Raw genomic sequence first — 24,111 nt, 5'->3', positions numbered from 1 at the left:
GTACAGCGGTTCAGATTGAGACGGTTGGCAAGCAGAACCTCATTGCCCTCAACCCCAAGCCCCTCTCCCCACTGCATGGGAGAGGGGAGCAAAACCAAGGGGACTTATTTACTTGCCGGCCTTGTCCTGCGACACATCCATGATCATGCGCGTCAGCAGGTACAGGCGCGGCGTGACCGAGTTCAGGTCCACATACTCGGCGTCGTTCGAATGGGCGCCGAACCCGCGCAGGCCGAAACGCTCGATGACCGGGGCCTTGGTGGCTGCCGCGGCGAATGCGGCATCGGTGCCGCCGCCTTCGGCCGTGTCATAGACGGCCAGCTTTTCACCGATTTCCGCATAGATGCCCTGGGCATGGGCGGCCAGGGCGCGCGCGGCCGGCGTGACTTCCAGCGGCGGGCGGCGGCGCTCGAACTTGACCTCGACCTTGGTGTCGGGAATCAGCGTCTTCCTGGTCCGCTCCTGCAACGTCTTTTCCAGGCCGTCATAGTCGGTGGTGCGCAGCACGCGCACATCGGCCTGGGCCGTGGCCACGGCGGGAATCACGTTGCGATTGGTGCCGGCCTGCGACAGTGTCCAGTTGACCTTGAGCCCGGTATCGGGATTCGACAAGTCGCGCATCTGCAGGATCTGGTGCGACATCTCGTACAGCGCATTGCGGCCCAGTTCCGGCGAACTGCCCGCGTGCGACGACTTGCCGTCCACCTTGAGCGCGATAGCGCCGATGCCGCTGGTGGCCAGCGACAGGCGGTCGCCGGTCACGCGCGTCGCCTCGCACGAGAACACGGCGTCCTGCTCCGAACCGAGCCTGGTCAGCATCGCGCGGGCGCCCGGCGAGCTGATTTCCTCGTCGCCGTTGATCAGCACGGTCAGCGTGCCGTAGTCCTTGAAGTTCATCTTCTGCAGGATCGCCACGGTGTGCAGGATCACCGCCACGCCGTTCTTGTCATCGGCGATGCCCAGCCCGTAGGCCTTGTCGCCTTCCACGCGGAACGGCTGCTGCGCCAGCATGCCGCGCAGGTACACGGTGTCCATGTGGGCGATCAGCATGATCTTGCGCTTGCCCGTGCCCTGGAATGTGGCATGCACCATCTTGCCCACGGTCTCGGGCGTGTCCTCCATGCGGTAGACCTCGGCCGGCGCCACCAGCCTGGCGTCGCCACCCATGGCGGCCAGCCGGTCGCGGATCAGGTTGGCGATGCGGTCCAGGCCTTCGATGTCCTTGCTGCCGGATTCGATCGACACCAGATCCTTCATGGTGCCGATGAGCGCGGGCTTTTCCTGCTGGGCAAGCCGGTAGACAGGTTCGACCGGCGCGGCTGCGGCGGTGCCGGCAAACAGCGCCGCGGCCAGGGCGACCGACGACAGGGTGACAGGACGATGACGAAACACGGGGCGGGGGACGGACACGGAACGACTCCTCTTTCTTCCTGGTGGTGTGGAGCCCACATGTTGCGCGCGCAACGCGCACGGGTCCAGTACCCTGGCATCGGTTTTGCGGCATCATCTGGGTCATGAAGTCCGCCGTGCCCCAGCCCTCCGCATTACCCGCCATGTCTGCCCGTCCCGCCTGCGCCCACTGCCTTGCCCTTGCCGACGATCCGCGCCGCCGCGAGCCGCATCCGTGCCTGGCGCTGCGCAACACCGCGCCGCTGGTCAGCCAGAGTGCGGCTGGCGTGCCCTTCAGCATGATGTCGTTCACCTGCCGCGAGTGCGGTACGGGCTGGCGGCTCTACGACCGCGCCAACGAACTGTTCGTGTCGTGGGTGCCCGAGCACCCCCTGGTGCGATAGCCGTCCCTGCACCCCCTGGTGCGATAGCCGTCCCGACACCCGCTGGTGCGATAGCCGCCCGCCCGGCCCGGGTGGCATAGCCGATCAGCTAAGATAGCGGCTGCCCGGATGCCGCCGACGCGCGCCACCCGGTACCCAGACGATGTCTTTCGCGCGCCGCGTACGCGCCCCTCCCACGTATTTCCCGCTTTCAAGCCCGACCATGGCCGTTTTCCGTCTCCTGCCGCTGCGCGCCGCCTGCCTCGCCGTTACGCTGATGGCCGCCGCCGCTGCCCCCGCCCTTGCCGCCGACAACTACCCGAGCCGGCCGATCCGCATGATCGTGGCCTATCCCACCGGCGGCATCAGCGACGCCGTGGCGCGCGCGCTGGGCGAAAAGCTGTCGGTCCAGATGGGCACGTCGGTGGTGGTGGAAAACAAGGCCGGCGCTGGCGGCAGCATCGGCATCGACGCCGTGGCCAAGGCCGCGCCCGATGGTTACACGCTCGGTTTCGCCTCGACCAGCCCGCTGACGCTCAATCCGCACGTGGGCCGCGTCAACTATGACCCCCAGCGCGATGTGGCGCCGGTCATGAGCGTGATGTACTCGCCCGTGCTGGTGATCGCCACGCCCAGCTTCACCGGCAAGGCGTTTCCGGACCTGATCGCCCAGTCGAAGGCCAGGCCGGGCTCGGTGCGCTGGGCCACGTCGGGCCTGGGCACCGTGGGCCACGTGATGCTGGAACAGGTGCGCGCGAAGTCCCGGGCCGACATCACGCTGATTCCCTACAAGGGCGCGGGCCAGCAGATGAACGATGCGCTGGGCGGCCAGTTCGAGGTGATGAGCACCAACGCCAGCCCGATGCTGACGCAGCATATGCAGGCCGGCCGCCTGCGGGCCATCGCCGTGGGCGCACCCAGGCGGCTCGACAGCCTGCCCAACGTGCCGACCTTCGACGAACTCGGCTATCCGAAGGCCAACCTGACCTCGACGTTCGGCATTTTCGCGCCGGGCAAGACGCCGGCGGCCATCATCGACAAGCTCAACGCCGAACTGAACAAGGCGCTGGCCGAACCCGAGGTGCGAGACCGCCTGCTGCGCGGCGGCGAAGTGCCTACCGGCGGCTCGGCGGCGCAGTTTGCCAAGGCCATTCAAGCCGAATCGCAGGAAAACGCCCGCATCGTCAAGGAAGCGGGCATCAAGGCGGACTGAGCGAAACGAGGGGCCCGGGGGCAGGGGGTTTCGCCCAGATCGCCCCCATGGCGCCTTCCTCACACCGTCCTCGCACCTGCCTCGCGCCTTCATCGTATTTTCTTCAAGCCACGTCGAGCCGGCTGCCCAGCCGGTAGACCGTGCGCAGCATCACGCCGTTGAACGGCCATAGCGCCAGCTTGTTCCGGATGCGCGACAGATGGCTGTCGATGGTGCGCGACTGTTCTTCCATGTCGGCACCGCGCCAGACCTTGTCGATCATCGTCCGGCGCGTCACCAGCGTGCCGAGGTTGCGGAACAGCAGCAGTGCCAGCGCATACTCCTTGGGCGACAGCGTCACCGGCATGCCTTTCACCCAGACCTGGCGCTCGGCCACCGCGAAGCGGAATTCCCCGCAGACCAGCTGGTCGGGACCGTCGTCCAGCACCCCGGCCGGCGCGGTGGCCGGCCGCACGGGCTGCGTGGCGGCGCGCCGGCCCAGTGCCTCGATGCGCGCAAGCAGTTCGCCGTCGCGCACCGGCTGCGGCACATAGGCATCGGCACCGGCCATCAGGCAGCGCGCCACATCCGATTCGGCATCGCTGGCGCCGAACATCATCACGGGCAGGGCGTGTCCGAGCGTGCGTCGGACCCAGTCGAGCAATTCCTCGGCATCGGCCTCGGCCACGTCGCGGTCCAGCAGCAGCATGTCGAAGGGCTCGGCATGGATGGCGTCCACCAGGGGCGGCCCGCAGCGAAAGCGTGCCAGATGGTGCCCGCCCCGTTGCAGGGCGCGCTCCAGCACCATGATGCGAGCCGGATTATCTTCAAGCGCGGCGATCTTCACGTTGGGTTCCTTGCAGGTCCTTGCCAGTCGTTCCATGCGGCCCATGGTAGGGTCTCGGCCCGCCCAGGACGAAGTAAACATTTGTGGCGGACACAAAAATGAGCATCGTCTTATAGGGTTTGTGCGCAACTCCGCATCTAATGGTCGTCGGACTTATTCACCGGGGCCCCGAAGCGGGGCGCGCGACGACGCATGACGAAGACAGGACTGAGGGTGGCTTCCCTGGAGAACGACAGCGCCCAGGCGGCGATGATCCGCGCCATCGTGAACGGCGCCGGCCATGAATGCGTGACCTTTACCGACGGCCGCCGCATGTTGCTGACCCTGCGCAAGGTCACATTCGACCTGCTGCTGCTGGACTGGGACGTGCCGCAGGTATCCGGGCTGGAGGTGCTGCACTGGGTGCGCACGCACCTGGACCCGCGCCTGCCGGTGATGTTCGTGGCCCGGCGCCAGGCCGAGGCCGATATCGCGGTGGCGCTGGCGGCCGGCGCCGACGACTACATGGTCAAGCCGATCCGGCCGGTGGAACTGTCCGCGCGCATCCAGGCGCTGCTGCGGCGGGTCTATCCCGATACGCGCCAGCGCGACGACGACCGCCTGAGCTGGGGCCGCTACGCCTTCGACATCGTGACGCACCAGGCCACGCGAGACGGCGCGGTGGTGCCGCTCACGCCCAAGGAATTCGAACTGGCGCTGCTGATGTTCCGCCATGCCAATCGGGTGGTGCCGCGCGACCACATGGTGACGGCGGTGTGGGGACGCGAGTTCTCGCCGATGTCGCGCACCATCGACACGCACATCTCGCGCGTGCGCAACAAGCTCGGGCTGTGGGACGAAAACGGGGTGCGCGTGGTGCCGGTGTACACCTACGGCTACCGGCTGGAACTGCTGGACGACGGGCCCGCCCGCGACACGGCCGCGCAGGCGGCAGGGGCCGGGGCCGGACGAAAAAAAAGGCACCCGAAGGTGCCTTTCCCAGAACAGCCGATCGAGTGAACGATCAGAAAATGTGGCGGATGCCAGCGGCGATACCGGTCTGGTTGTTGCGGCCCGGCAGTTCGGTCTTCACGCCACCGGTCACCTTGTTGAAGTCGACCGTGCCGTAGACCTGCGTGCGCTTCGACAGCGAGTACTCGGCCAGCAGAACGCCGGTGTATCGCTTGCCGTTGCTGTCGGCGATGCCGTTCTTGTTGTCGATGAAGTCGGCGTAGAACACGCCGGTCAGCACCAGGGCCGGGGTGGCCTGATACGTGGCACCAACGTAGCCGATCGTGTCCTTGCGCGGGTTGGCCGACGCATTGCCGCCCGTGGGGATCGGGTTACCCGTGTTGGCCGGGGTGAAAAAGTTCGAATCGATCATGCCGGTGCGGTCCTTGCCACCGATATAACCCAGGAACAGCTTGGCCGGGCCGACGCCGTACTTACCAGCCACGCCCCACATTTGCTGGCGGTTCTTGGCAGCAGTCGTGTCGCGGATTTCCTGGTACACGGCGCCGATGCCGAACGGTCCGATGTCGTACGAAGCACGGGTGCCCCAGTACTGGCCCTTGGTCATGCTGCCGGCCTGCTCACCGAAACCGTAGCTGGCGCCGACGTTCAGGCCGCTAAACGAACCCGAGTAGCTGACCACGTTGTCCGAACGGAACTGGGTCAGGAAGAACGGCCAGGCGTTGTTGTCGTAGTTGCCGATGGTCAGCGGGTCGAAGTCGCCGAACAGGTTGAAGCCTTCCGTGTACTGACGGCCCAGCTTGACCGCGCCGAAATCGCCGGACAGGCCGACGTAGGCCTGACGACCGAACAGGCGGCCACCTTGGTTCGCCCTGCCGGTATCCGGATCAAAGCCGTTTTCCAGCTGGAAGATCGCCTTCAGGTTGTTGCCGAGGGCTTCCGAGCCCTTCAGGCCCCAACGGCTGTTGGTGATGGCGCCGTTCGTGACCTGGGTCTGGCTGTGGTTGCCGGCATCGGCATTGGTCTGGAAACGGACGCTTTGGTCAACGATACCGTACAGCGTCACCGACGATTGCGCGAACGCGCTGCCTGCGCACAGCGAACCAACGGCGAGGGCCAGTAGCGATTTCTTCATGGTGCTCCTTTTCTGTCTTGTGGTCGGATCGCCCCGGATCACGGCGCGTCCGTCTTTGTGGATAACGTTTGCACTAAACGCCGCGAAAATTTAACAAAAGGCGGCTGCTTCGGACATAAATCCGAAGCGCAGGCGCGTTCCGGGAAGACATTTGGTGCAAATCCGTTGGTTTGCCGCTACACAATGTGGGGAGGCCCGCGAATTGGTGCATGGCACCATGCGCCAGGGCGGTGCAGGTCAGGCGGGGAGCGGGAAGGGAGGCGGGCGGCAGCGCGCCATACAACCGCCGCGCCGGGCGGTTGTTGCGCTGCAATATCCCCAACGAATGTGGGGAAGGGTTATCCCTCGGTGGGGATGGCCATGGCCGCGGCGCCGACGCTGCCGGCGCTGCGGCAGGTCAGGCCTGCGGAATCTCGATCTTGACCTCGAGCACTTCCAGGTTGTCCTGGCGCTCAAGGCTGACGCGCAGATCCTGGTCGCTGATCTTCACGTACTTCGAGATGACGGCCACCAGTTCGCGCTGCAGGGCCGGCAGGTAATCGGCCGGCGCCGAATGGCCGGTTCGTTCGTGGGCGAGAATGATCTGCAGCCGCTCTTTGGCGACCGACGCGGACTTCTTCTTCTCCCCGAGCAGGAAGGACAGGATCGACATATGGATGAGCCCTCCTTTTACTTGTTGCCGAAGATGCGCGAGAGCAGGCCCGGCTTCTGGTAGTCAGTGAAACGCAGCGGCTTGTCCTTGCCCAGGAAGCGGTCCACCACGTCGCCATAGGCGTCGGCCACATCGGTGCCTTCCAGATGGATGGCCGGCGTGCCCTGATTCGAAGCATGCAGCACGGCTTCCGATTCCGGTACCACGCCGATCAACTTGATGCGCAGGATTTCCTGGATATCGGTCAGCGACAGCATCTCGCCGCCATGCACGCGCTTGGGGTTGTAGCGCGTGATCAGCAGGTGTTCCTTGATGGTCTCGCCTTCGCTGGCGCGCTTGGTCTTCGAGGCCAGGATGCCGAGAATGCGGTCCGAGTCACGTACCGACGAGACTTCGGGGTTGGTCACGATCAGCGCCTCGTCTGCAAAGTACATGGCCATCAGCGCGCCGGTCTCGATGCCGGCCGGCGAATCGCAGACGATAAATTCGAAATCCATGGCCTTCAGGTCGTTGATGACCTTTTCCACGCCCTCGCGCGTCAGCGCCTCCTTGTCGCGCGTCTGCGACGCCGGCAGGATGAACAGGTTCTCGCACTTCTTGTCCTTGATCAGCGCCTGGTGCAGGTTGGCTTCGCCCTGCACCACGTTGATCAGGTCATACACCACGCGGCGCTCGCACCCCATGATCAGGTCGAGGTTGCGCAGGCCGACGTCGAAATCGATCACGGCAGTCTTGTGGCCACGCAGGGCCAGGCCGGCGGCGAAGCTCGCGCTGGTGGTGGTCTTGCCGACGCCTCCCTTGCCGGAGGTCACTACGATGATTTTTGCCATGGCTCTTGGTCCGGTATGAAAGTGGTTCGTCGTGATGGGCGCGGCGGCGTTATTTCATCCGCAGCGGTTCAAGAATCAGCTTCTCGTCGGCCAGGCGCACCTGGGCCGACTTGCCGAGCACGTCGGCCGGGAGCGTCTGCTCGGCGGTCCGGTAGATGCCGGCGATGGAAATCAGTTCGGGCTCCAGGCACGTGCAGAAGATGCGCGCGTCCGGGTTGCCCTTGACGCCCGCCAGCGCACGGCCGCGCAGCGGGGCGTAGATATGGATGTTGCCTTCGGCGATGACCTCGGCGCCGTAGCTGACCAAGTCCAGGATCACCACGTCGCCCTGCGCGTACACCTGCTGGCCCGAGCGCAGCGGCTTGTCGATCAGCAGCGTGGGGATGGCGCGCGGCGTGGCGGCCGCGGCGTTGGCGGCGGCCATGATTTCGGCGATTTCCGATGCGCTGCCGTTGGCCGCGCCCGCCTCGGCGCCCTGCGCGCCGTTGCCGGCCGGGCTGGCGCTGGCGGACGCGTCATCGGAAGCACCCTGTCCGGAAGCCGATTCTGCACCCTTTTCGGCCCCCTTTTCGGCGTCCGGCCGGTCCCGGGCCGCGTCGTCCCGGCCGCCGCGCCGGCTCTGGCTGTCCAGCAGCGGCAGCCCGAAGCCGCCCGCCCAGCCGCGCTGGTCGGGGCGCGCCACCACGCCGATGGCGCGCGCCTTCAGGGTGGAAAGGGTGTCGATCACGCGGTCCAGCGCCAGCGCGCTGTCGCCGTCCAGGCGGCGCAGGTCCAGCGCCACCACGTCGTCGGAGAAGAAATCGGGGGTCGATTCGAAGCGGGAGAGAAGGTCATCCCGCAGCGCGTCGATGTCCGCGGTCTGCAGGGCGAGAAGGAGGGCGTCGACATTGCCACTGCGCAGCTCGAAGCGTGGCGATTTCTTCTGGGACATAGCCGGGTGACCGTGGAAATGGGACATTCTAACGTCGGATTTCTCGGGAACTGTAACAAATCTTGGTCGGCCCGCAGGGGGTGAACCATGCGGACCATATGCCCCCCGCAAGGGCGCGCGCATGTGGCGGGCGGGGCGGTATGGGTACCGGGATGGCCCGGCTTCGGGTACACCCTGATGTCAGCAACGCCTATCGCACGGTTCTGCCGCCCTTGTTACGATTGCGCATCTTGATCGCGGAGGAGCCATGGGCGCCATCGTCAACTGTGCGGCGTATCGCAATGGCAAGAAGCTTGGCAAGGTGGACTTCGCCGATATCGGCCAGGTGCTGGCGGAACCGGGCACGTTCGTCTGGCTGGGCCTGCACGAGCCCGACCTGACGCTGCTGCGCCGGGTGCAGCAGGCCTTTGGGCTGCACGACCTGGCCGTGGAAGACGCGCTGGACGCCCACCAGCGGCCCAAGCTCGAAACCTACGGCGATTCGGTGTTCGTGGTGCTCAACACCGCGCAGCTGGCCGGCGAGGAGGTGGTGGTGGGCGAGACCCACCTGTTTGTCGGCCCCAATTACGTGGTGTCGGTGCGCCACGGGGCCAGTTCCACCTACGCGCCCGTGCGGCAACGCTGCGAGGAAGACCCGCAGGGGCTGGCCAATGGCCCGGGCTATGTGCTGTACGCGCTGATGGACTTCGTGGTGGACCACTACCTGCCCATCGTCACGCGGCTGGAAGACACCTTCGAGCAGCTGGAGCAGGGCATCTTCCGCGACGAATTCGACCGCGAGGCCATCCAGCGGCTCTACCACGTCAAGCACCAGGTGCTGCGGCTGCGCAATGCCGTGTACCCGGTGGAGGACATCTGCGGCCAGCTGATCCGGCTGCATGAAGACCTGGTGCCCAAGGAACTGCGCGCGTATTTCCGCGATATCGAGGACCACTGCAGCCGCATCGTCCGGTCGCTGGACGTGGTGCGCGAGATGCTGACCACGGCCGTTCAGGTCAACCTGGCGCTGGTGACGGTGACGCAGAACGAGGTGGTCAAGCGGCTGGCCGGCTGGGGCGCCATCCTGGCCGTGCCGACGGTGGTGTTCTCGCTGTACGGCATGAACTTCAGCGACATGCCCGAGCTGAAGTGGCACTACGCGTATCCGGTGGTGCTCGGCTTCACCGTCACGGCCTGCGGACTGCTCTGGCGCAAGCTGCACCGGGCCGGCTGGATCTAAGGCGGCTGTTTCTCCCCTCTCTCGCGCCGGGCGGAGGCGCACCATCGCGCCCGGGCGGCACGGCGCCGCGCGCCTTTGTATTTCGCCGTTTTTATATTTCCGTTTTTATATTTCGTTTACACGCCCTCTCCCCCTCTCTACCCCGTTTTTACCCCCCGATCCCTAACCTCCTATCCGTGAATCACTCTGCAGGCGACCCGCCTGCACCCACATCATGGACGGGATCTATTTCCTCGTATTGCTGGCCTTCGGCGCGTTGACGGGCGCGCTGCTGGCCCTGTGCGCCGCGCTGGGCGCCAACCTGCCCGCTGGCCGGGGCGGCGCCGACGACACCGGCGCGAAGCCCGCCCAGCCCAAGCATTCGGCAACCGACCGGAGGCTCTGATGGACTGGACCGACCTGCTCAGCGGCGGCCTGGCCGTCGCCATCTTCGTTTACCTGCTCGTTGCACTGTTCCGGCCGGAGAAATTCTGATGCCCACGTCAACCTTCTCCCAGTTTCTGGGGCTGCTCGCCCTGTTCCTTGCCGTGCTGTTCGTGGTGGCCCCGTTCCTGGGCCGCTACATGCGCCGCGCCGTCGAAGAGGGCAACTATGGGCTGACGGCATGGGGCCGTCCGCTCGAACGCGTGCTGTACCGCCTGGCCGGCGTGCGCGCCGATGCCGAAATGGGCTGGAAGCAGTACGCCGTCGCCGTGATCGTGTTCAACGTGATCGGCGTGATGGCCGTGTACGCCATCCAGCGCCTGCAAGGCATGCTGCCGCTGAACCCGCAGGGGTTTGGCGCGGTGTCGCCCGATTCGTCGTTCAACACCGCCATCAGCTTCGTGGCCAACACCAACTGGCAGGGCTATGCCGGCGAGTCCACCATGAGCTACCTGACGCAGATGCTGGCGCTGACGGTGCAGAACTTCGTTTCGGCGGCCACCGGCATTGCGGTGGTGTTCGCGCTGATTCGCGGCTTTGCGCGCCACAGCGCCCAGACCATCGGCAACTTCTGGGTCGATCTGGTGCGCAGCACGCTGTATGTGCTGCTGCCGCTGTCGGTCGTCATGGCCGTGGCGCTGGTCGGGCAGGGCGTGATCCAGAATTTCGACAGCTACAAGGATGTGCCGCTGGTGTCGGCCGTGGAATACACGCAACCGGTGGTCGATGCGGCCGGGCAGCCGGTGCTGGACCGCGATGGCAAGCCCGTGACCGAGGACAGGAAGACCGCCACGCAGACGCTGGCGATGGGCCCGGTGGCGTCGCAGGAAGCGATCAAGATGCTGGGCACCAACGGTGGCGGCTTCTTCAACGCCAACTCGGCCCATCCGTTCGAGAACCCGACGCCCCTGGCGAACCTGATGGAGATGCTGGCGATCTTCCTGATCCCGGCCGCGCTGTGCTTCACGTTTGGCGAGATGGTCAGGGACCGCCGCCAGGGCGTTGCCGTGATCGCGTCGATGACGGTGATCTTCGTGGTGATGGCGCTGGCGGCGATGGCGTCCGAGCAGCAGGTCAACGCCGCGCTGTCGGCGCTGCCGGTTGACCATGTGGCATCGGCGCTGCAGGCCGGCGGCAACATGGAAGGCAAGGAAGTGCGTTTCGGCATTTCGGCCAGCGCGCTGTTCGCGACGATCACCACGGCCGCGTCCTGCGGCGCCGTGAACGCCATGCACGACTCGTTCACGGCCATCGGCGGGCTGGTGCCGATGCTGCTGATGCAGCTGGGCGAGGTGGTCTTCGGCGGCGTGGGCTCGGGCCTGTACGGCATGCTGGTCTACGCGGTGCTGGCGGTCTTTATCGCGGGCCTGATGATCGGCCGCACGCCCGAATACCTGGGCAAGAAGATCGAGGCCTACGAGATGAAGATGACCGCCGTGGCCATCCTGGTGACGCCGCTGCTGGTGCTGGTCGGCACGGCCATCGCGGTGATGGCGGAGCCGGGCCGCGCCGGGGTGTTCAACCCCGGCACGCACGGCTTCTCGGAGATCCTGTACGCGCTGTCGTCGGCGGCCAACAACAACGGCAGTGCCTTTGCCGGGCTGTCCGCCAACACGCTGTTCTACAACGTGCTGCTGGCCGCGGCAATGTGGTTCGGCCGCTTCTGGATCATCGTCCCGGTGCTGGCCATGGCCGGATCGCTGGCCGCCAAGCGCCGCACGTCGGCCACGTCCGGCACGATGCCCACGCACGGCCCGCTGTTCGTGGTGCTGCTGGTGGGTTCGGTCCTGCTGGTTGGCGCACTGACCTACGTGCCCGCGCTGGCGCTGGGCCCGGTCGCAGAGCAATTGCAGCCCGCCGCCGTTGCGGCGGCCGCCAAGTAATTCGCGGAGATTCTCATGCAACAACAATCCCCGGCGACGCGTAACACCCCGGCCGCGCCGTCACGTCCCGCCGGCCCGGCAGCCAATGCGACCGCCACGGCGGCCGGCGGCGGCATGCCGCATCACCCGCGCCCCGCACGCGGCATGTTCTCGCCCGAACTGGTCAAGCCGGCCATGATCGAGGCGCTGCGCAAGCTCACGCCGCGCGCGCAGTTGCGCAACCCCGTGATGTTCGTGGTCTACGCGGGCAGCATCCTGACGACGATCCTGTTCCTGCGTGCGTGGCTCGGCCACGCGCAGGGCAGCGAATCGGCGGGCTTCATCCTGGCCGTTGCCGTTTGGCTGTGGTTCACGGTGCTGTTCGCCAACTTTGCCGAAGCCCTGGCCGAAGGCCGCAGCAAGCAGCAGGCCGCCGCGCTGCGCGGGCTCAAGACCACCACCATGGCGCGCGTGGTGCGCCCGGGCCGTGGCGACGCGCGCGCCGCCGGCGCCACCGAGCCGGTGATCGCCACCGACCTGCGTCGCGGCGACATCGTGCTGGTCGAAGCCGGCGAGATGATTCCCGGCGACGGCGAGGTCATCGAAGGCGTGGCCTCCGTCGATGAAAGTGCCATCACGGGAGAATCGGCGCCGGTGATCCGCGAATCGGGCGGCGACTTCTCGTCGGTGACCGGCGGCACGCGCGTGCTGTCCGACTGGATCGTGGTCCGCATCACGACCAATCCGGGCGAAAGCTTCATCGACCGCATGATCAGCATGGTCGAAGGCGCCAAGCGCCAGAAGACCCCGAACGAGCTCGCGCTGACGATCCTGCTGGTGGGCCTGACGCTGGTGCTGCTGTTGGCCACCGCCACGCTGCAACCGTACTCGCTCTATGCGGTGCTGGTGACCCAGGCCGGCGTGCCGGTATCGGTGACGGTGCTGGTGGCGCTGCTCGTGTGCCTGATCCCGACCACGATCGGCGGCCTGCTGTCGGCCATCGGCGTGGCGGGCATGAGCCGCATGATGGAAGCGAACGTGATCGCCACGTCGGGCCGTGCGGTGGAGGCCGCCGGCGACGTCGATGTGCTGCTGCTGGACAAGACCGGCACGATCACTCACGGCAATCGCCAGGCCGCGCGCTTCCTCTGCGCCCCGGGCGTGAACGAGCGCCAGCTGGCCGAGGCTGCCTGGCTGTCGTCGCTGGCCGATGAAACGCCCGAGGGCCGCAGCATCGTCGCGCTGGCGCGCCAGCAGCCCGGCGTGGCCGCGCCGGAGATGGGCGCGCGCGGACTGGCCGCCCCGGTCTTCGTGCCGTTCACCGCGCAGACGCGCATGAGCGGCGTCGATGTGGCGCAAGGCAACGTCGTGCGCAGCGTGCGCAAGGGTGCGGCCGATGCGGTGCGCCGCTACGTGACCGAGCGCGCCGGCAAGTTCCCAGACGCCGTCATGCAGGCCGTGGACGATGTGGCGCGCGCCGGCAGCACGCCGCTGGTGGTGGCCGAGGCCATCTCCGAAGGCACCGAGGACAGTGTGCGCGTGCTGGGCGTGGTGGAGCTCAAGGACATCGTCAAGACCGGCATCCGCGAGCGGTTCGGCGAACTGCGCAAGATGGGCATCCGCACCGTGATGATCACCGGCGACAACCGCCTGACGGCGGCATCGATCGCGGCCGAGGCCGGCGTCGACGACTTCCTGGCCGAGGCCACGCCCGAGGCCAAGCTTGCGCTGATCCGCGAATACCAGGGCCAGGGCCGCCTGGTGGCGATGACCGGCGACGGCACCAACGACGCCCCCGCGCTGGCGCAGGCCGATGTGGCGGTGGCCATGAACAGCGGCACGCAGGCCGCGCGCGAGGCCGGCAACATGGTCGACCTGGACAGCAACCCGACCAAGCTGATCGAGATCGTCGAGATCGGCAAGCAGATGCTGATGACGCGCGGGTCGCTGACCACCTTCAGCGTGGCCAACGACGTGGCCAAGTATTTCGCGATCATCCCGGCCGCGTTCGCCACCACGTATCCGCAGCTGAACCTGCTGAACGTGATGCACCTGTCCACGCCGGCGTCGGCCATCATGTCGGCCGTGATCTTCAACGCGCTGATCATCGTGGCGCTGATTCCGCTGGCGCTGCGTGGCGTGGTGTACCGCCCGCTGGGCGCCGCCATCCTGCTGCGCCGCAACCTGTTGATCTACGGCCTGGGCGGCATCCTGGTGCCGTTTGCCGGCATCAAGCTGATCGACATGTTCCTGACGATGTTCGGCTGGATCTGAATAGGGAGAACTGCAATGCCTTCACAAGCCCAAATCAACCTGCCGGCCGAGCCGGCGCGCCAGACCGGCATGCTGCGCCCGGCGCTGACCGTGTTCGTCGGCCTGTCCATCGTCACCGGGCTGCTCTATCCGGGCGTGGTCACCGGCATCGCGCGCGCGGTGTTTCCGCACCAGGCCGCCGGGTCACTGATCGTGCAGAACGGCAGGACGGTCGGCTCCGAACTGATCGGCCAGCCGTTCTCGGACCCGAAATACTTCTGGGGCCGCCTGTCGGCCACGGCGCCGATGCCGTACAACGGCGCGGCGTCGGTGGGCTCGAACCTGGGCCCGACCAACCCGGCGCTGACCGATGCGGCGAAAGCGCGTATCGATGCGCTGCACGCCGCCGACCCGGACAACAAGGCAGCGATCCCGGTGGATCTGGTGACGGCCTCCGGCAGCGGCCTCGATCCACACATCAGCCCGGCCGCGGCGCAATACCAGGCGGCGCGCGTGGCGCGCCTGCGCGGCCTGCCGGAAGCGAAGGTCGAGGCGCTGATCGCGGCGCACACCGAGGGCCCGGGCCTGGCGGTGCTCGGGGAGCCGGCGGTGAACGTGCTCAAGTTGAATCTTGCGCTGGATGGGCTGAAATAGATTCCGTGGTGGTCGATGCGCTTGCCCTCTCCCCCGCCCCTCTCCCGCAGGCGGGAGAGGGGAGAACACCCGGGGTATATCAAATGCTGGCTGTTTGCTCCCCTCTCCCGCGCGCGGGAGAGGGGCCGGGGGAGAGGGCCGGCGCATGCACACACCGCGAATGCCTGCGTGGCACAATCCACACACCATGACTGACGCCGCCCGCCCGGACCCCGACGCCCTGCTGCAAACCATGCAGGCGGAGAGCGTGCGTGCCGCGCGTGGCAAGCTGCGGGTCTACTTTGGTGCATCGGCCGGCGTGGGCAAGACCTTCGCCATGCTGACCGCCGCGCGCGCCTTGCGCGAACAGGGCGTGGACGTGGCGATCGGCGTGGTGGAAACCCACGGCCGCGCCGAAACCGAATCGCTGGTGAACGGCCTGGAGCGCCTGCCGCTGCGCGATGTGCCCTATCGGGATCGCGTGCTGCAGGAATTCGATCTCGATGGCGCACTGGCGCGGCGCCCGGCGCTGGTGCTCGTGGACGAACTGGCGCACTCGAACGCGGCGGGCAGCCGCCATCCCAAACGCTGGCAGGACATCCAGGAGCTGCAGGCCGCCGGCATCGACGTCTGGACCACGGTCAACGTCCAGCACCTGGACAGCCTGAACCAGGCCGTGGGCGGCATCACCGGCGTGCGCGTCTGGGAAACCGTGCCCGACGCCGTGTTCGACGGCGCCGACGAGGTGGTGCTGGTGGACCTGCCCGCCGACGAACTGCTGCGCCGGCTGCGCGAAGGCAAGGTGTACCTGCCCGACCAGGCGCGCCACGCGGCCCGGCATTTCTTCCGCAAGGGCAATCTGATCGCGCTGCGCGAACTGGCGCTGCGCCGCACCGCCGACCGCGTCGATGACGACGTGCGCGCCTACCGCCATGCCGAGGCGATCCAGCCGGTCTGGCGCACGCGCGAGGCCGTGCTGGCGTGCATTGGCACCGGCGACGATGCCGAACAGGTGGTGCGCAGCGCGCGGCGCCTGGCCAGCCAGCTCGATTGCGACTGGCACGTGGTCACCATCGCCACGCCACGGCTGATGCCGCTGGCCGACCCGGTCCGCGTGCGCGTGCGCGCGGCCATGCAACTGGCCGAGGAACTGGGCGCGCGCACCGAAACCCTGGCCGGGCACGACATGGTCAAGGCGGTGGCCGGCTACGTGCGCCGCCACAACCTGACCAAGGTGCTGGTGGGGCGCGCCCGCAACGACTGGCACGCCGAGGGCAGCCTGATCGATCGGGCACGCATGTGGCTGGCGCGCGCGTTGTCGCCGGTGCTCGGGGCCGGCAACCGGCTGATCGGCAGGCAGACATTTGCCGATGCGCTGGCGGCCGGCTGCCCCGAGATCGACGTGATCCGCGTGGCCGCCGACACCACGCGCGCCGACCTGCGCCCGCGCGCGCCGCAGATCGCGGAGTCCCATCCCGATGCCGACGCCCAGGCCGCCGCCGAACTGGCACGCACCCGCCGGCGCGACTACGCGTTCGCCGTGGTGTGGTGCGCCGGGGCCACGGTGCTGTCGATGCTGGCGCGCCCGTGGTTCGACCTCGTCAACATCGCGATGCTGTTCCTGGCGGGCGTGGTCGGCGTGGCCTTGCGCCATGGCCGGGGACCGGCGGCGCTGGCATCGGTGCTGGCGGTGGCGGCGTTCGATTTCTTCTTCGTGCCGCCCCGGATGTCGTTCGCCGTCAGCGACGTGCAGTACCTGCTGACGTTCTTCGTGCTGCTGACGGTGGGGCTGGTCATCGGTCAGTTGACCGCCGGCCTGCGCGAGCAGGCGCAGGTGGCCGTGCGGCGCGAAACCGATGCGCGCACGCTGTACGAACTGGCCCGCGAGCTGTCGGCCGCGCTGACCACCGACCAGGTGGTCGAGATCGGCAGCCGCTTCATGCGCGCCGCGTTCGAGGCCCATGTGACGTTCTTTCTGGTGTCCGAACAGGGGCGGCTGCTGCCGATGGCGGGCGGCCCGCCGGGCGGGCCTGGTGACAAGTCCGACAAAGGCGAGGCCATCGACACGGTGCTGGCGCAGTGGGTGTTCGACCATGGCCAGCCGGCCGGCACCGGCACCCATACGCTGCCGGGCAGCACGGTGCTGTACCTGCCGCTCAAGGCGCCGATGCAGACGCGCGGCGTCCTGGCCGTGGAGCCGCGCGCCTGGCACGCGCTGGCCGAGCCCGGGTTGCGGCGCCAGGCCGACGTCTTCGCCACGCTGATCGCCATCGGCATCGAGCGGCTGCACTACGTGGAAGTGGCGCAGCGCGCGCTGGTGTCGATCGAATCGGAGCGGCTGCGCAGTTCGCTGCTGGCCGCCGTGTCGCACGACCTGCGCACGCCGCTGACCGGGCTGATCGGCATGGCCGAGACACTGCAGCGCGCCACGCCGCCGCTGGCCGGTGACGTGGCCGAGACCGTGGACGCCATGCGCGGCCAGGCGCTGCGCATGCGCACCATGGTGGTCAACCTGCTCGACATGGCCCGGCTGCAGCAGCATGACGTGGCACTGCAGCGCGGCTGGCAATCGCTGGAGGAACTGGTGGGCGCCGCGCTGGCGTCGATGCGCGAGGCACTGAAGGCGCATCGCGTTCAGGTGGCCGACCTGGCCGCGCTGCCGCTGGTGGAATGCGACGGCGTGCTGATGGAACGCGTGCTGTGCAACCTGCTGGAGAATGCGGCCAAGTACACCGAGCCCGGCACGGTCGTGCGCATCCGTGGCGCGCTGCTGGACGACGAAGTGCGGCTGATCGTCGAGGACGAAGGCCACGGCGTGGCGCCGGGCCAGGAGCGCCATATCTTCGAGAAATTCACGCGTGGCCAGCGCGAATCGGCCACCGCCGGCGTGGGCCTGGGGCTGGCCGTGTGCGACGCCATCATGCAGGCCCACGGCGGCCGCATCTGGGTGGAGTCGGCCGGCCCCGGCGCCCGCTTCACGCTGGCGCTGCCGCGCGGCAATCCTCCCGCCGTCGAGCCCGAGCCGCTCGACGCCATCCTTCCCGATCCGCACTGAGATGCCATTCGATTATTCGCCGACCGTCCTGCTGGTCGAGGACGAACCCCATATCCGACGCTTCGTGCGCGAATCGCTGCAGGCAGATGGCTGCACCGTGCACGAGGCCGACACGCTCAAGCGCGGGCTGATCGATGCCGGCACGCGCCAGCCCGACATCGTGATCCTGGACCTGGGCCTGCCCGATGGCGACGGCATGACGCTGATCCGCGAAATGCGCACCTGGACCGAGGTGCCGGTGCTGGTGCTGTCCGCCCGCACCGACGAAGCCGACAAGATCGCGGCGCTGGATGCCGGCGCCGACGACTACCTGACCAAGCCGTTCGGCGTGGGCGAACTGGTGGCGCGCGTGCGCGTGCTGCTGCGCCGCCACGCCAGGACGAACCCGCAGGGCACGCCGCAGATCACGTTCGGCGATGTGCGCGTGGACATGGCCAACCGGCTGGTCACGCGAGGCGACGCGCAGGTGCATCTGACCCCCATCGAATACCGGCTGCTGGCGGTGCTGATCGCCCACCGCGGCAAGGTCATGACCCATCGCGAACTGCTGCGCGAGGTCTGGGGCCCGGCGCACTCGGAAAGCAGCCACTACCTGCGCGTCTACATGGGACACCTGCGCCACAAGCTGGAGCTGGACCCCGCGCAGCCCGTGCACCTGCTGACCGAGGTAGGGGTCGGATACCGGTTCGCCGGGTAGGCGGGTAGGCGGGTAACCGGGTAACCGGGTCGCCGCGTCCGCGCGGTGCCGCGCCCCGCCATCACAGGACGCCAGGCAGCGCCATGGAACCGTCCTGGCCTACCAGATTCCATGGCCCTGTACGTCGCAGTTTGAAAGGATCGGATCGCCATCCGTGACAGCCATGGCACGCACGCCGGCTGTCGGGGAGGCATTCCGAAACTGATATCTGGAGCGACGCAATGACACAAAACGTATCTCAGCCCGCTGCCGCACTGGCCGCAGGCGTTCAGTACTTCCGCGCCAACAGCACCGGGCCCGACGCCAACGCCAGTGGGGGGAACGCGATTGCCATCGGCCAATCGGCCGCCGCCACCGGGGGCGACTCGATCGCCATCGGGGACACCGCCCTGGCGGATGGCGATAACAACACGCTGGCCATTGGCACGGGCGCCCACAGCGGCAGGAGCTATAGCGCGGCGGTGGGCCGGGAGGCCACGGCCACCGCAGTGTGGTCGACGGCGCTGGGCGCCCGCAGTGCTGCCACCGGCGACAGCAGCACGGCACTGGGCAGTTCCACCGTTGCATCGGCGGTCAACACCACCGCCGTGGGTATCAAGGCCGTGGCCGCCGGCGACAGCGCCTCGTCGTTCGGGCGCCTGGCCAATGCCACCGCGGCGTACAGCGTCGCCATTGGCGTGGCCAGTACCGCCAGTGCCAGCGATGCCGTCGCCATTGGGACGAAAGCCAGCGCATCGGGCGTCACCAGCGTTGCGCTTGGACTGGCCGTGGTGTCGGGCGCCCGGGGCGTGGCGATCGGAGACCAGGCGTACGCCAGCGGCGCACAGGGCCTGGCAGTCGGCGCCAGCGCGTCTGCGGCCGACGCGCTGGCTACCGCCGTGGGATCGGGGGCACTGGCAGACCAGGTCAGCGCGCTGGCACTGGGCGACAACGCACGGGCCACCGCCGCCTTCGGCACCGCGCTGGGCAGTGGTGCGCGCGTGGAAGTCAAGGCCGGCGTCGCGCTTGGCACCAATTCGGTTTGCGACCGCCCGGCTTCGGTATCCGTGGGCAGTGCAGCCGAACGCCGGCAGATCGTGAATGTGGCGGCTGCCACCCAGGGCACCGATGCGGTGAATCTTGACCAGCTCCGCCAGGAACTGGTCGCCATCAACCGTCAGATCGCCGCGCTGGCCACGCGGGTATCGGCACTGGAAGGTCGCTGATCTGGGGCGGCGTGCTGGCACAACTGGCGGTCATGGGGGTGCCAGCACGCCTCTGTGTTGGATTATTCATGAAAAGAATATTTTCTAGCAATAAACACGGAACTACATCCTTAATATGGATGGGCGGCGCGCGGAATCGCCAACTACACTGAATTCACCGTCCCGCTATCCAGCCAGCCTGCCAGCCTTGCCGGCCTTCGGAGTTCACCATGCCCGCGACCGTTACCTCGAAGATCCGTCTGGCGGTGCTGGTGCTCGCCGCAGTCGCCGGCTTCCACGCCCACGCGGCCCCGGAACCGCCCGCGCCGGCCCAGGCGCAGACCCGCGAAGCGGTTGCCGCCTATGAAGCCGGTCATTTCGATGCGGCGATCAAGGGTTTCGCCGAGGCGGCCCAGAAGGGCAACCGGCTGGCCCAGTTCAACTACGCGATGATGCTGCTGCGTGGCGAAGGTACGACAGCCAGGCCGCAAGAAGCGCTGGTCTGGCTGCGCCGCGCGGCCGACAACCAGATGACACATGCGCAGTACACAGTCGGGGATCTCTACGAGCGCGGCAAGCTGGTGCCGAAGTCGCTGGAGGAGGCCAACCGCTGGTATGAGCGCGCGGCGCAGGGCGGCCATATCCAGGCGCAGATGGCGCTGGCCACCAACTACTTCACCGGGCGCGGGGTGCCGCTGGACTACGGCCGCGCGTTCACCTGGTACGCGAAGGCGGCCACCGCCGGCGACGGCGGGGCGCAGTACATCGTCGGCAGCTACTACGAACGCGGCTACCCCGGCATCGTGGACAAGGATATCGAGCAGGCCAAGATCTGGTACGCCCGGGCGGCCGCGCACGGCGATCCCGGCGCGCTGGCCAAGCTGCGGTCGTTGCTGGAAGAGGGCCTGCGCGCGAAGAACCAGATGTAGGCCGGCGCGGTTGCCGGCCGCCGTCCGTGGGCAGGCACGGGCAGGCGGTACAAGTCTTGCTAAGCCTGACGCTACACACAACCCCGGGGGTCGCCAGTGGTCACGCACGTCGCGCTGAGTCATGTCACACACTACCGCTATGACCGTCCGGTGCAGTTGTCGCCGCAAGTCGTACGCCTGCGCCCGGCACCGCATTGCCGCACGCCCATCCTGTCCTACTCGCTGCGCATCGAACCGGTGCAGCATTTCGTCAACTGGCAGCAGGACCCGTTCTCCAACTACCTGGCCCGCCTGGTGATTCCGGAGCCGACCACGGAATTCCGCGTGACGGTGGACCTGATCGCCGAGATGGCGGTCTACAACCCGTTCGATTTCTTCCTGGAGCCGTCGGCCGAGAAGATTCCGTTTGCCTACGATGCCGGGCTGGCCCACGACCTGGCGCCCTACCTGGCGAAAGACCCGCTGACGCCGCGCCTTGCCGCGTTCGTCGACAGCATCGACCGCGCGCCGCGCGCCACGCTGGATTTCCTGGTGGACCTGAACCAGCGGCTGCAGCGCGAGATCCGCTACCTGATCCGCATGGAGCCGGGCGTGCAGTCGCCGGAGACCACGCTCGAAAACGGGTCGGGGTCGTGCCGCGACACCGGTTGGCTGCTTGTACAGACGTTGCGGCATCTGGGGCTGGCCGCGCGCTTCGTGTCCGGCTACCTGCTGCAATTGACCCCCGACGTGAAGGCCGTCGATGGCCCGGTCGGTGCCGAGGCCGATTTCACCGACCTGCACGCCTGGTGCGAGGTCTACCTGCCCGGCGCCGGCTGGATCGGGCTCGATCCCACATCGGGACTGCTGGCCGGCGAGGGCCATATCCCGCTGGCCTGTACACCGGAGCCCAGCAATGCGGCACCGGTCAGCGGCGCGGTGGACGAATGCGAGGTGACGTTCGGGCACCATATGTCGATCTCGCGGATCTACGAGTCCCCGCGCGTGACCAAGCCCTATACCGATGCGCAGTGGACGGCCATCGACGCGGCCGGCCTGGCCGTGGACCGCCAGTTGCAGGCGCTCGACGTACGGCTGACGATGGGCGGCGAGCCCACCTTCGTCGCCGCGCGCGACCGTGACGGCGCCGAGTGGAACACCGATGCGCTGGGGCCCACCAAGCGCGGGCTGGCCACCGAACTGGTGCACAAGCTGCGTGCGCGCTACGGCGAGGGCGGCTTCCTGCATTTCGGGCAGGGCAAGTGGTATCCCGGCGAACAGTTGCCGCGCTGGGCGCTGTCGATCTGCTGGCGCGCCGATGGGCAGCCGTGCTGGCAGGACCCGGCGCTGTTTGCCGACGAGCGCGAGCCCGATGCCTACACATCGGCCGATGCCCGGCGGTTTCTCGAAACGCTGACGCGTCGGCTGGGCCTGGAAGCCGACACCGTCACGCCCGGCTACGAAGATGTCTGGTACTACCTGTGGCGCGAGCGCCGGCTGCCGGTCAACGTCGATCCGTTCGAGGCCAGGCTCGACGACGAACTGGAGCGTACGCGGCTGCGGCGCGTGTTCGACGCGGGGCTGTCCAGCGTCACCGGCTACGTGCTGCCGCTGGCGCGCGACGATCATGGCAGCTGGCTGACCGGCCGCTGGTTCATGCGCGACGAACGCATGTACCTGCTGCCCGGCGATTCGCCGATGGGCTACCGGCTGCCGCTCGATTCGCTGCCGTGGGTGTCGAAGGCGGACTACCCGTGGCAATTCGAGCAGGACCCGTTCGCGCCGCGCGCACCGCTGCCGGCCGCGGCGCCGCTGCGCGCGCAGTCGCCGGCCGCCGCGTACAGCCCGGCGGCGATGGCCGCGCGCCGGGCCGAAGCGCGAGGCCAGCCCCGCCCGGGTGGCCAATCCGCCACGCCGGCCACGGCGCCAGCGCGAGGGGTATCGTCCAGCGACACCATCCGCACGGCAGTCTGCGTGGAGGTGCGCCACCCGAGCCGTGCCGCCGGCCCCGCCGTCGAAGCGCGGTCGATGGATGACAAGCGCGGCATCCTCTATGTCTTCATGCCGCCCCTGACCGTGCTGGAGGATTACCTGGCGCTGGTGGCCGAGGTGGAGGCCACCGCCGCCGAACTGGGCGTCCGGATCGTGATGGAAGGCTATCCGCCGCCGCGCGACCCGCGCCTGAAGCTGCTGCAGGTGACGCCCGATCCGGGTGTGATCGAAGTCAACATCCATCCCGCCGCCAACTGGCCGGAACTGGTGGACCACACCGACTACCTGTACCAGGCCGCGCACGAGACGCATCTGTCCACCGAGAAATTCATGCTCGACGGGCGCCACACCGGGACCGGCGGCGGCAACCACTTCGTGCTGGGCGGCGCCACGGCGGCCGACAGCCCGTTCCTGCGCCGGCCCGACGTGCTGGCCAGCCTGATCGCGTACTGGCACAACCATCCGTCGCTGTCGTACCTGTTTTCGGGGCTGTTCATCGGCCCGACCAGCCAGGCGCCGCGCGTGGACGAGGCGCGCAACGACCAGGTCTACGAACTCGATATCGCGTTCGACGAACTGCGCCGCCAGCTTGACCTGAGCCAGGTGGTCGGCAATGGCGAGGTGCCGCCGTGGCTGATCGACCGCATCCTGCGCAACCTGCTGGTGGACGTGACGGGCAACACGCACCGTTCGGAGTTCTGCATCGACAAGCTCTACTCGCCCGACGGGCCGGCTGGCCGGCTGGGCCTGCTGGAACTGCGCGCGTTCGAGATGCCGCCGCACGCGCGCATGAGCCTGGTGCAGCAACTGCTGCTGCGGGCGATGGTGGCACGCTTCTGGCGCACGCCGTACACCGCGCGGCTCACGCGCTGGGGCACGGCGCTGCACGACCGCTTCATGCTCGGCACCTTCGTGGAGATGGATTTCGACGATGTGCTGGCCGAAATGCGCGCCGCCGGCTTTGTCTTCGAGTCCAGCTGGTTCGCGCCGCACTTCGAATTCCGCTTCCCGCGCGTGGGCGAGATCGACGTGGCCGGGCTGTCGCTGACGCTGCGCACGGCGCTGGAGCCGTGGCATGTGATGGGCGAGGAGGGCGCGCCCGGCGGCACGGTGCGCTATGTCGATTCGTCGGTGGAGCGCATCGAGGTGACCGTGCTGGGCATGAACGACAACCGGCATGTGGTGACGGTCAATGGCCAGACCATTCCGCTGCAGCCCACCGGGCGGGCCGGCGAGTACGTGGCCGGCGTGCGCTATCGCGCCTGGGCGCCGCCATCGTCGCTGCATCCGACCATCCCGTCGCACGCGCCGCTGACCTTCGACGTGGTGGATACGTGGATGGACCGCAGCCTGGGCGGCTGCCAGTATCATGTTTCGCACCCGGGCGGCCGTAATTACCAGACATTCCCGGTCAATGCTTACGAGGCGGAAAGCCGGCGCCTGGCGCGGTTTTTCGCGATCGGGCATACGCCGGGGCGGTCGGTGGCGCCGCCGCCACGCCGCAGCCTGGAATTCCCGTTCACGCTGGACCTGCGCGATATTGCCTAGCGCACCTGGCGTGCCCGCCCCACAGGA

At 68.0% G+C, this 24,111-nt stretch carries 20 protein-coding genes; 14 read left to right on the top strand and 6 right to left on the bottom strand.

Features of this window, described 5'->3' with window-relative positions; genetic code table 11:
- Positions 1–108 precede the first annotated feature (108 nt).
- Positions 109–1,410, bottom strand: coding sequence for a M20/M25/M40 family metallo-hydrolase (locus tag AC24R4_RS16410; RefSeq protein WP_400396940.1), 1,302 nt, complete (start codon positions 1,408–1,410; stop codon positions 109–111).
- Between the two features lie 104 nt (positions 1,411–1,514).
- On the opposite strand from AC24R4_RS16410, the gene AC24R4_RS16405 reads away from it, so the two are divergent.
- Positions 1,515–1,793: a hypothetical protein gene (locus AC24R4_RS16405; RefSeq protein WP_153946201.1), complete on the top strand. Its 279-nt coding sequence runs from the start codon at positions 1,515–1,517 to the stop codon at positions 1,791–1,793.
- 202 nt (positions 1,794–1,995) lie between these two features.
- Positions 1,996–2,985 (top strand): Bug family tripartite tricarboxylate transporter substrate binding protein, encoded by a 990-nt coding sequence (locus AC24R4_RS16400; protein WP_400397114.1) that lies wholly within the window; start codon positions 1,996–1,998, stop codon positions 2,983–2,985.
- 103 nt (positions 2,986–3,088) lie between these two features.
- On the opposite strand, the gene AC24R4_RS16395 is transcribed toward AC24R4_RS16400, so the two are convergent.
- Complete coding sequence (locus AC24R4_RS16395) at positions 3,089–3,847, bottom strand: response regulator transcription factor (RefSeq protein ID WP_487523355.1); 759 nt, start codon at positions 3,845–3,847, stop codon at positions 3,089–3,091.
- A 156-nt stretch (positions 3,848–4,003) separates the two neighbouring features.
- On the opposite strand from AC24R4_RS16395, the gene AC24R4_RS16390 reads away from it, so the two are divergent.
- Complete coding sequence (locus tag AC24R4_RS16390) at positions 4,004–4,810, top strand: response regulator transcription factor (protein WP_487523354.1); 807 nt, start codon at positions 4,004–4,006, stop codon at positions 4,808–4,810.
- Positions 4,811–4,814: 4 nt separating this feature from the next.
- Here the strand turns inward: AC24R4_RS16390 and AC24R4_RS16385 are convergent, their stop codons facing one another.
- The 4 genes from AC24R4_RS16385 to minC form a co-directional block, all read right to left on the bottom strand.
- Positions 4,815–5,897: a porin gene (locus AC24R4_RS16385; RefSeq protein WP_487523353.1), complete on the bottom strand. Its 1,083-nt coding sequence runs from the start codon at positions 5,895–5,897 to the stop codon at positions 4,815–4,817.
- 397 nt (positions 5,898–6,294) lie between these two features.
- A complete protein-coding gene (gene minE / locus AC24R4_RS16380) occupies positions 6,295–6,549 on the bottom strand; it encodes a cell division topological specificity factor MinE (protein ID WP_061959726.1) in 255 nt (84 codons plus the stop codon).
- A gap of 17 nt (positions 6,550–6,566) precedes the next feature.
- On the bottom strand, positions 6,567–7,379 hold the full coding sequence (gene minD, locus AC24R4_RS16375) for a septum site-determining protein MinD (RefSeq protein ID WP_101679758.1): 813 nt from the start codon (positions 7,377–7,379) through the stop codon (positions 6,567–6,569).
- A gap of 49 nt (positions 7,380–7,428) precedes the next feature.
- Positions 7,429–8,310, bottom strand: a complete 882-nt coding sequence (gene minC, locus AC24R4_RS16370; RefSeq protein ID WP_400393740.1) for a septum site-determining protein MinC — start codon at positions 8,308–8,310, stop codon at positions 7,429–7,431.
- A 247-nt stretch (positions 8,311–8,557) separates the two neighbouring features.
- Here minC and AC24R4_RS16365 point away from each other — a divergent pair, with 247 nt between their 5' ends.
- From AC24R4_RS16365 to AC24R4_RS16315, 11 genes are all read left to right on the top strand, one after another.
- On the top strand, positions 8,558–9,529 hold the full coding sequence (locus AC24R4_RS16365) for a magnesium and cobalt transport protein CorA (protein WP_400393742.1): 972 nt from the start codon (positions 8,558–8,560) through the stop codon (positions 9,527–9,529).
- Between the two features lie 214 nt (positions 9,530–9,743).
- Positions 9,744–9,914: a hypothetical protein gene (locus tag AC24R4_RS16360; RefSeq protein WP_400393744.1), complete on the top strand. Its 171-nt coding sequence runs from the start codon at positions 9,744–9,746 to the stop codon at positions 9,912–9,914.
- Positions 9,914–10,003 carry a K(+)-transporting ATPase subunit F gene (gene kdpF, locus AC24R4_RS16355; RefSeq protein WP_400393746.1) on the top strand — a complete coding sequence of 30 codons (90 nt, stop codon included), beginning with the start codon at positions 9,914–9,916 and terminating at the stop codon, positions 10,001–10,003. Before AC24R4_RS16360 ends, kdpF begins: the two co-directional genes overlap by 1 nt.
- Positions 10,003–11,835, top strand: a complete 1,833-nt coding sequence (gene kdpA, locus AC24R4_RS16350) for a potassium-transporting ATPase subunit KdpA (RefSeq protein ID WP_400393748.1) — start codon at positions 10,003–10,005, stop codon at positions 11,833–11,835. Before kdpF ends, kdpA begins: the two co-directional genes overlap by 1 nt.
- A 15-nt stretch (positions 11,836–11,850) precedes the next feature.
- Complete coding sequence (kdpB, locus tag AC24R4_RS16345) at positions 11,851–14,088, top strand: potassium-transporting ATPase subunit KdpB (protein WP_400393750.1); 2,238 nt, start codon at positions 11,851–11,853, stop codon at positions 14,086–14,088.
- Between the two features lie 15 nt (positions 14,089–14,103).
- On the top strand, positions 14,104–14,721 hold the full coding sequence (gene kdpC / locus AC24R4_RS16340; RefSeq protein WP_487523352.1) for a potassium-transporting ATPase subunit KdpC: 618 nt from the start codon (positions 14,104–14,106) through the stop codon (positions 14,719–14,721).
- Between the two features lie 187 nt (positions 14,722–14,908).
- The gene (locus AC24R4_RS16335; RefSeq protein WP_400395756.1) at positions 14,909–17,755 is read left to right on the top strand and encodes a DUF4118 domain-containing protein; all 2,847 of its coding nucleotides are present in this window, start codon (positions 14,909–14,911) and stop codon (positions 17,753–17,755) included.
- Position 17,756: 1 nt separating this feature from the next.
- Positions 17,757–18,452: a two-component system response regulator KdpE gene (kdpE, locus tag AC24R4_RS16330; RefSeq protein WP_400395758.1), complete on the top strand. Its 696-nt coding sequence runs from the start codon at positions 17,757–17,759 to the stop codon at positions 18,450–18,452.
- A gap of 221 nt (positions 18,453–18,673) precedes the next feature.
- On the top strand, positions 18,674–19,657 hold the full coding sequence (locus AC24R4_RS16325; RefSeq protein WP_487523351.1) for a YadA family autotransporter adhesin: 984 nt from the start codon (positions 18,674–18,676) through the stop codon (positions 19,655–19,657).
- A gap of 209 nt (positions 19,658–19,866) precedes the next feature.
- Positions 19,867–20,565 (top strand): tetratricopeptide repeat protein, encoded by a 699-nt coding sequence (locus AC24R4_RS16320; protein WP_487523350.1) that lies wholly within the window; start codon positions 19,867–19,869, stop codon positions 20,563–20,565.
- 96 nt (positions 20,566–20,661) lie between these two features.
- Positions 20,662–24,084 (top strand): transglutaminase family protein, encoded by a 3,423-nt coding sequence (locus AC24R4_RS16315; RefSeq protein WP_487523349.1) that lies wholly within the window; start codon positions 20,662–20,664, stop codon positions 24,082–24,084.
- The last annotated feature ends 27 nt before the right edge of the window (positions 24,085–24,111 follow it).

The sequence above is a fragment of the Cupriavidus sp. CER-90 genome (assembly GCF_057652055.1).
The sequence above is the reverse complement of the archived record's forward strand: the minus strand, read 5'-3'. Positions and strand labels throughout refer to the sequence as shown.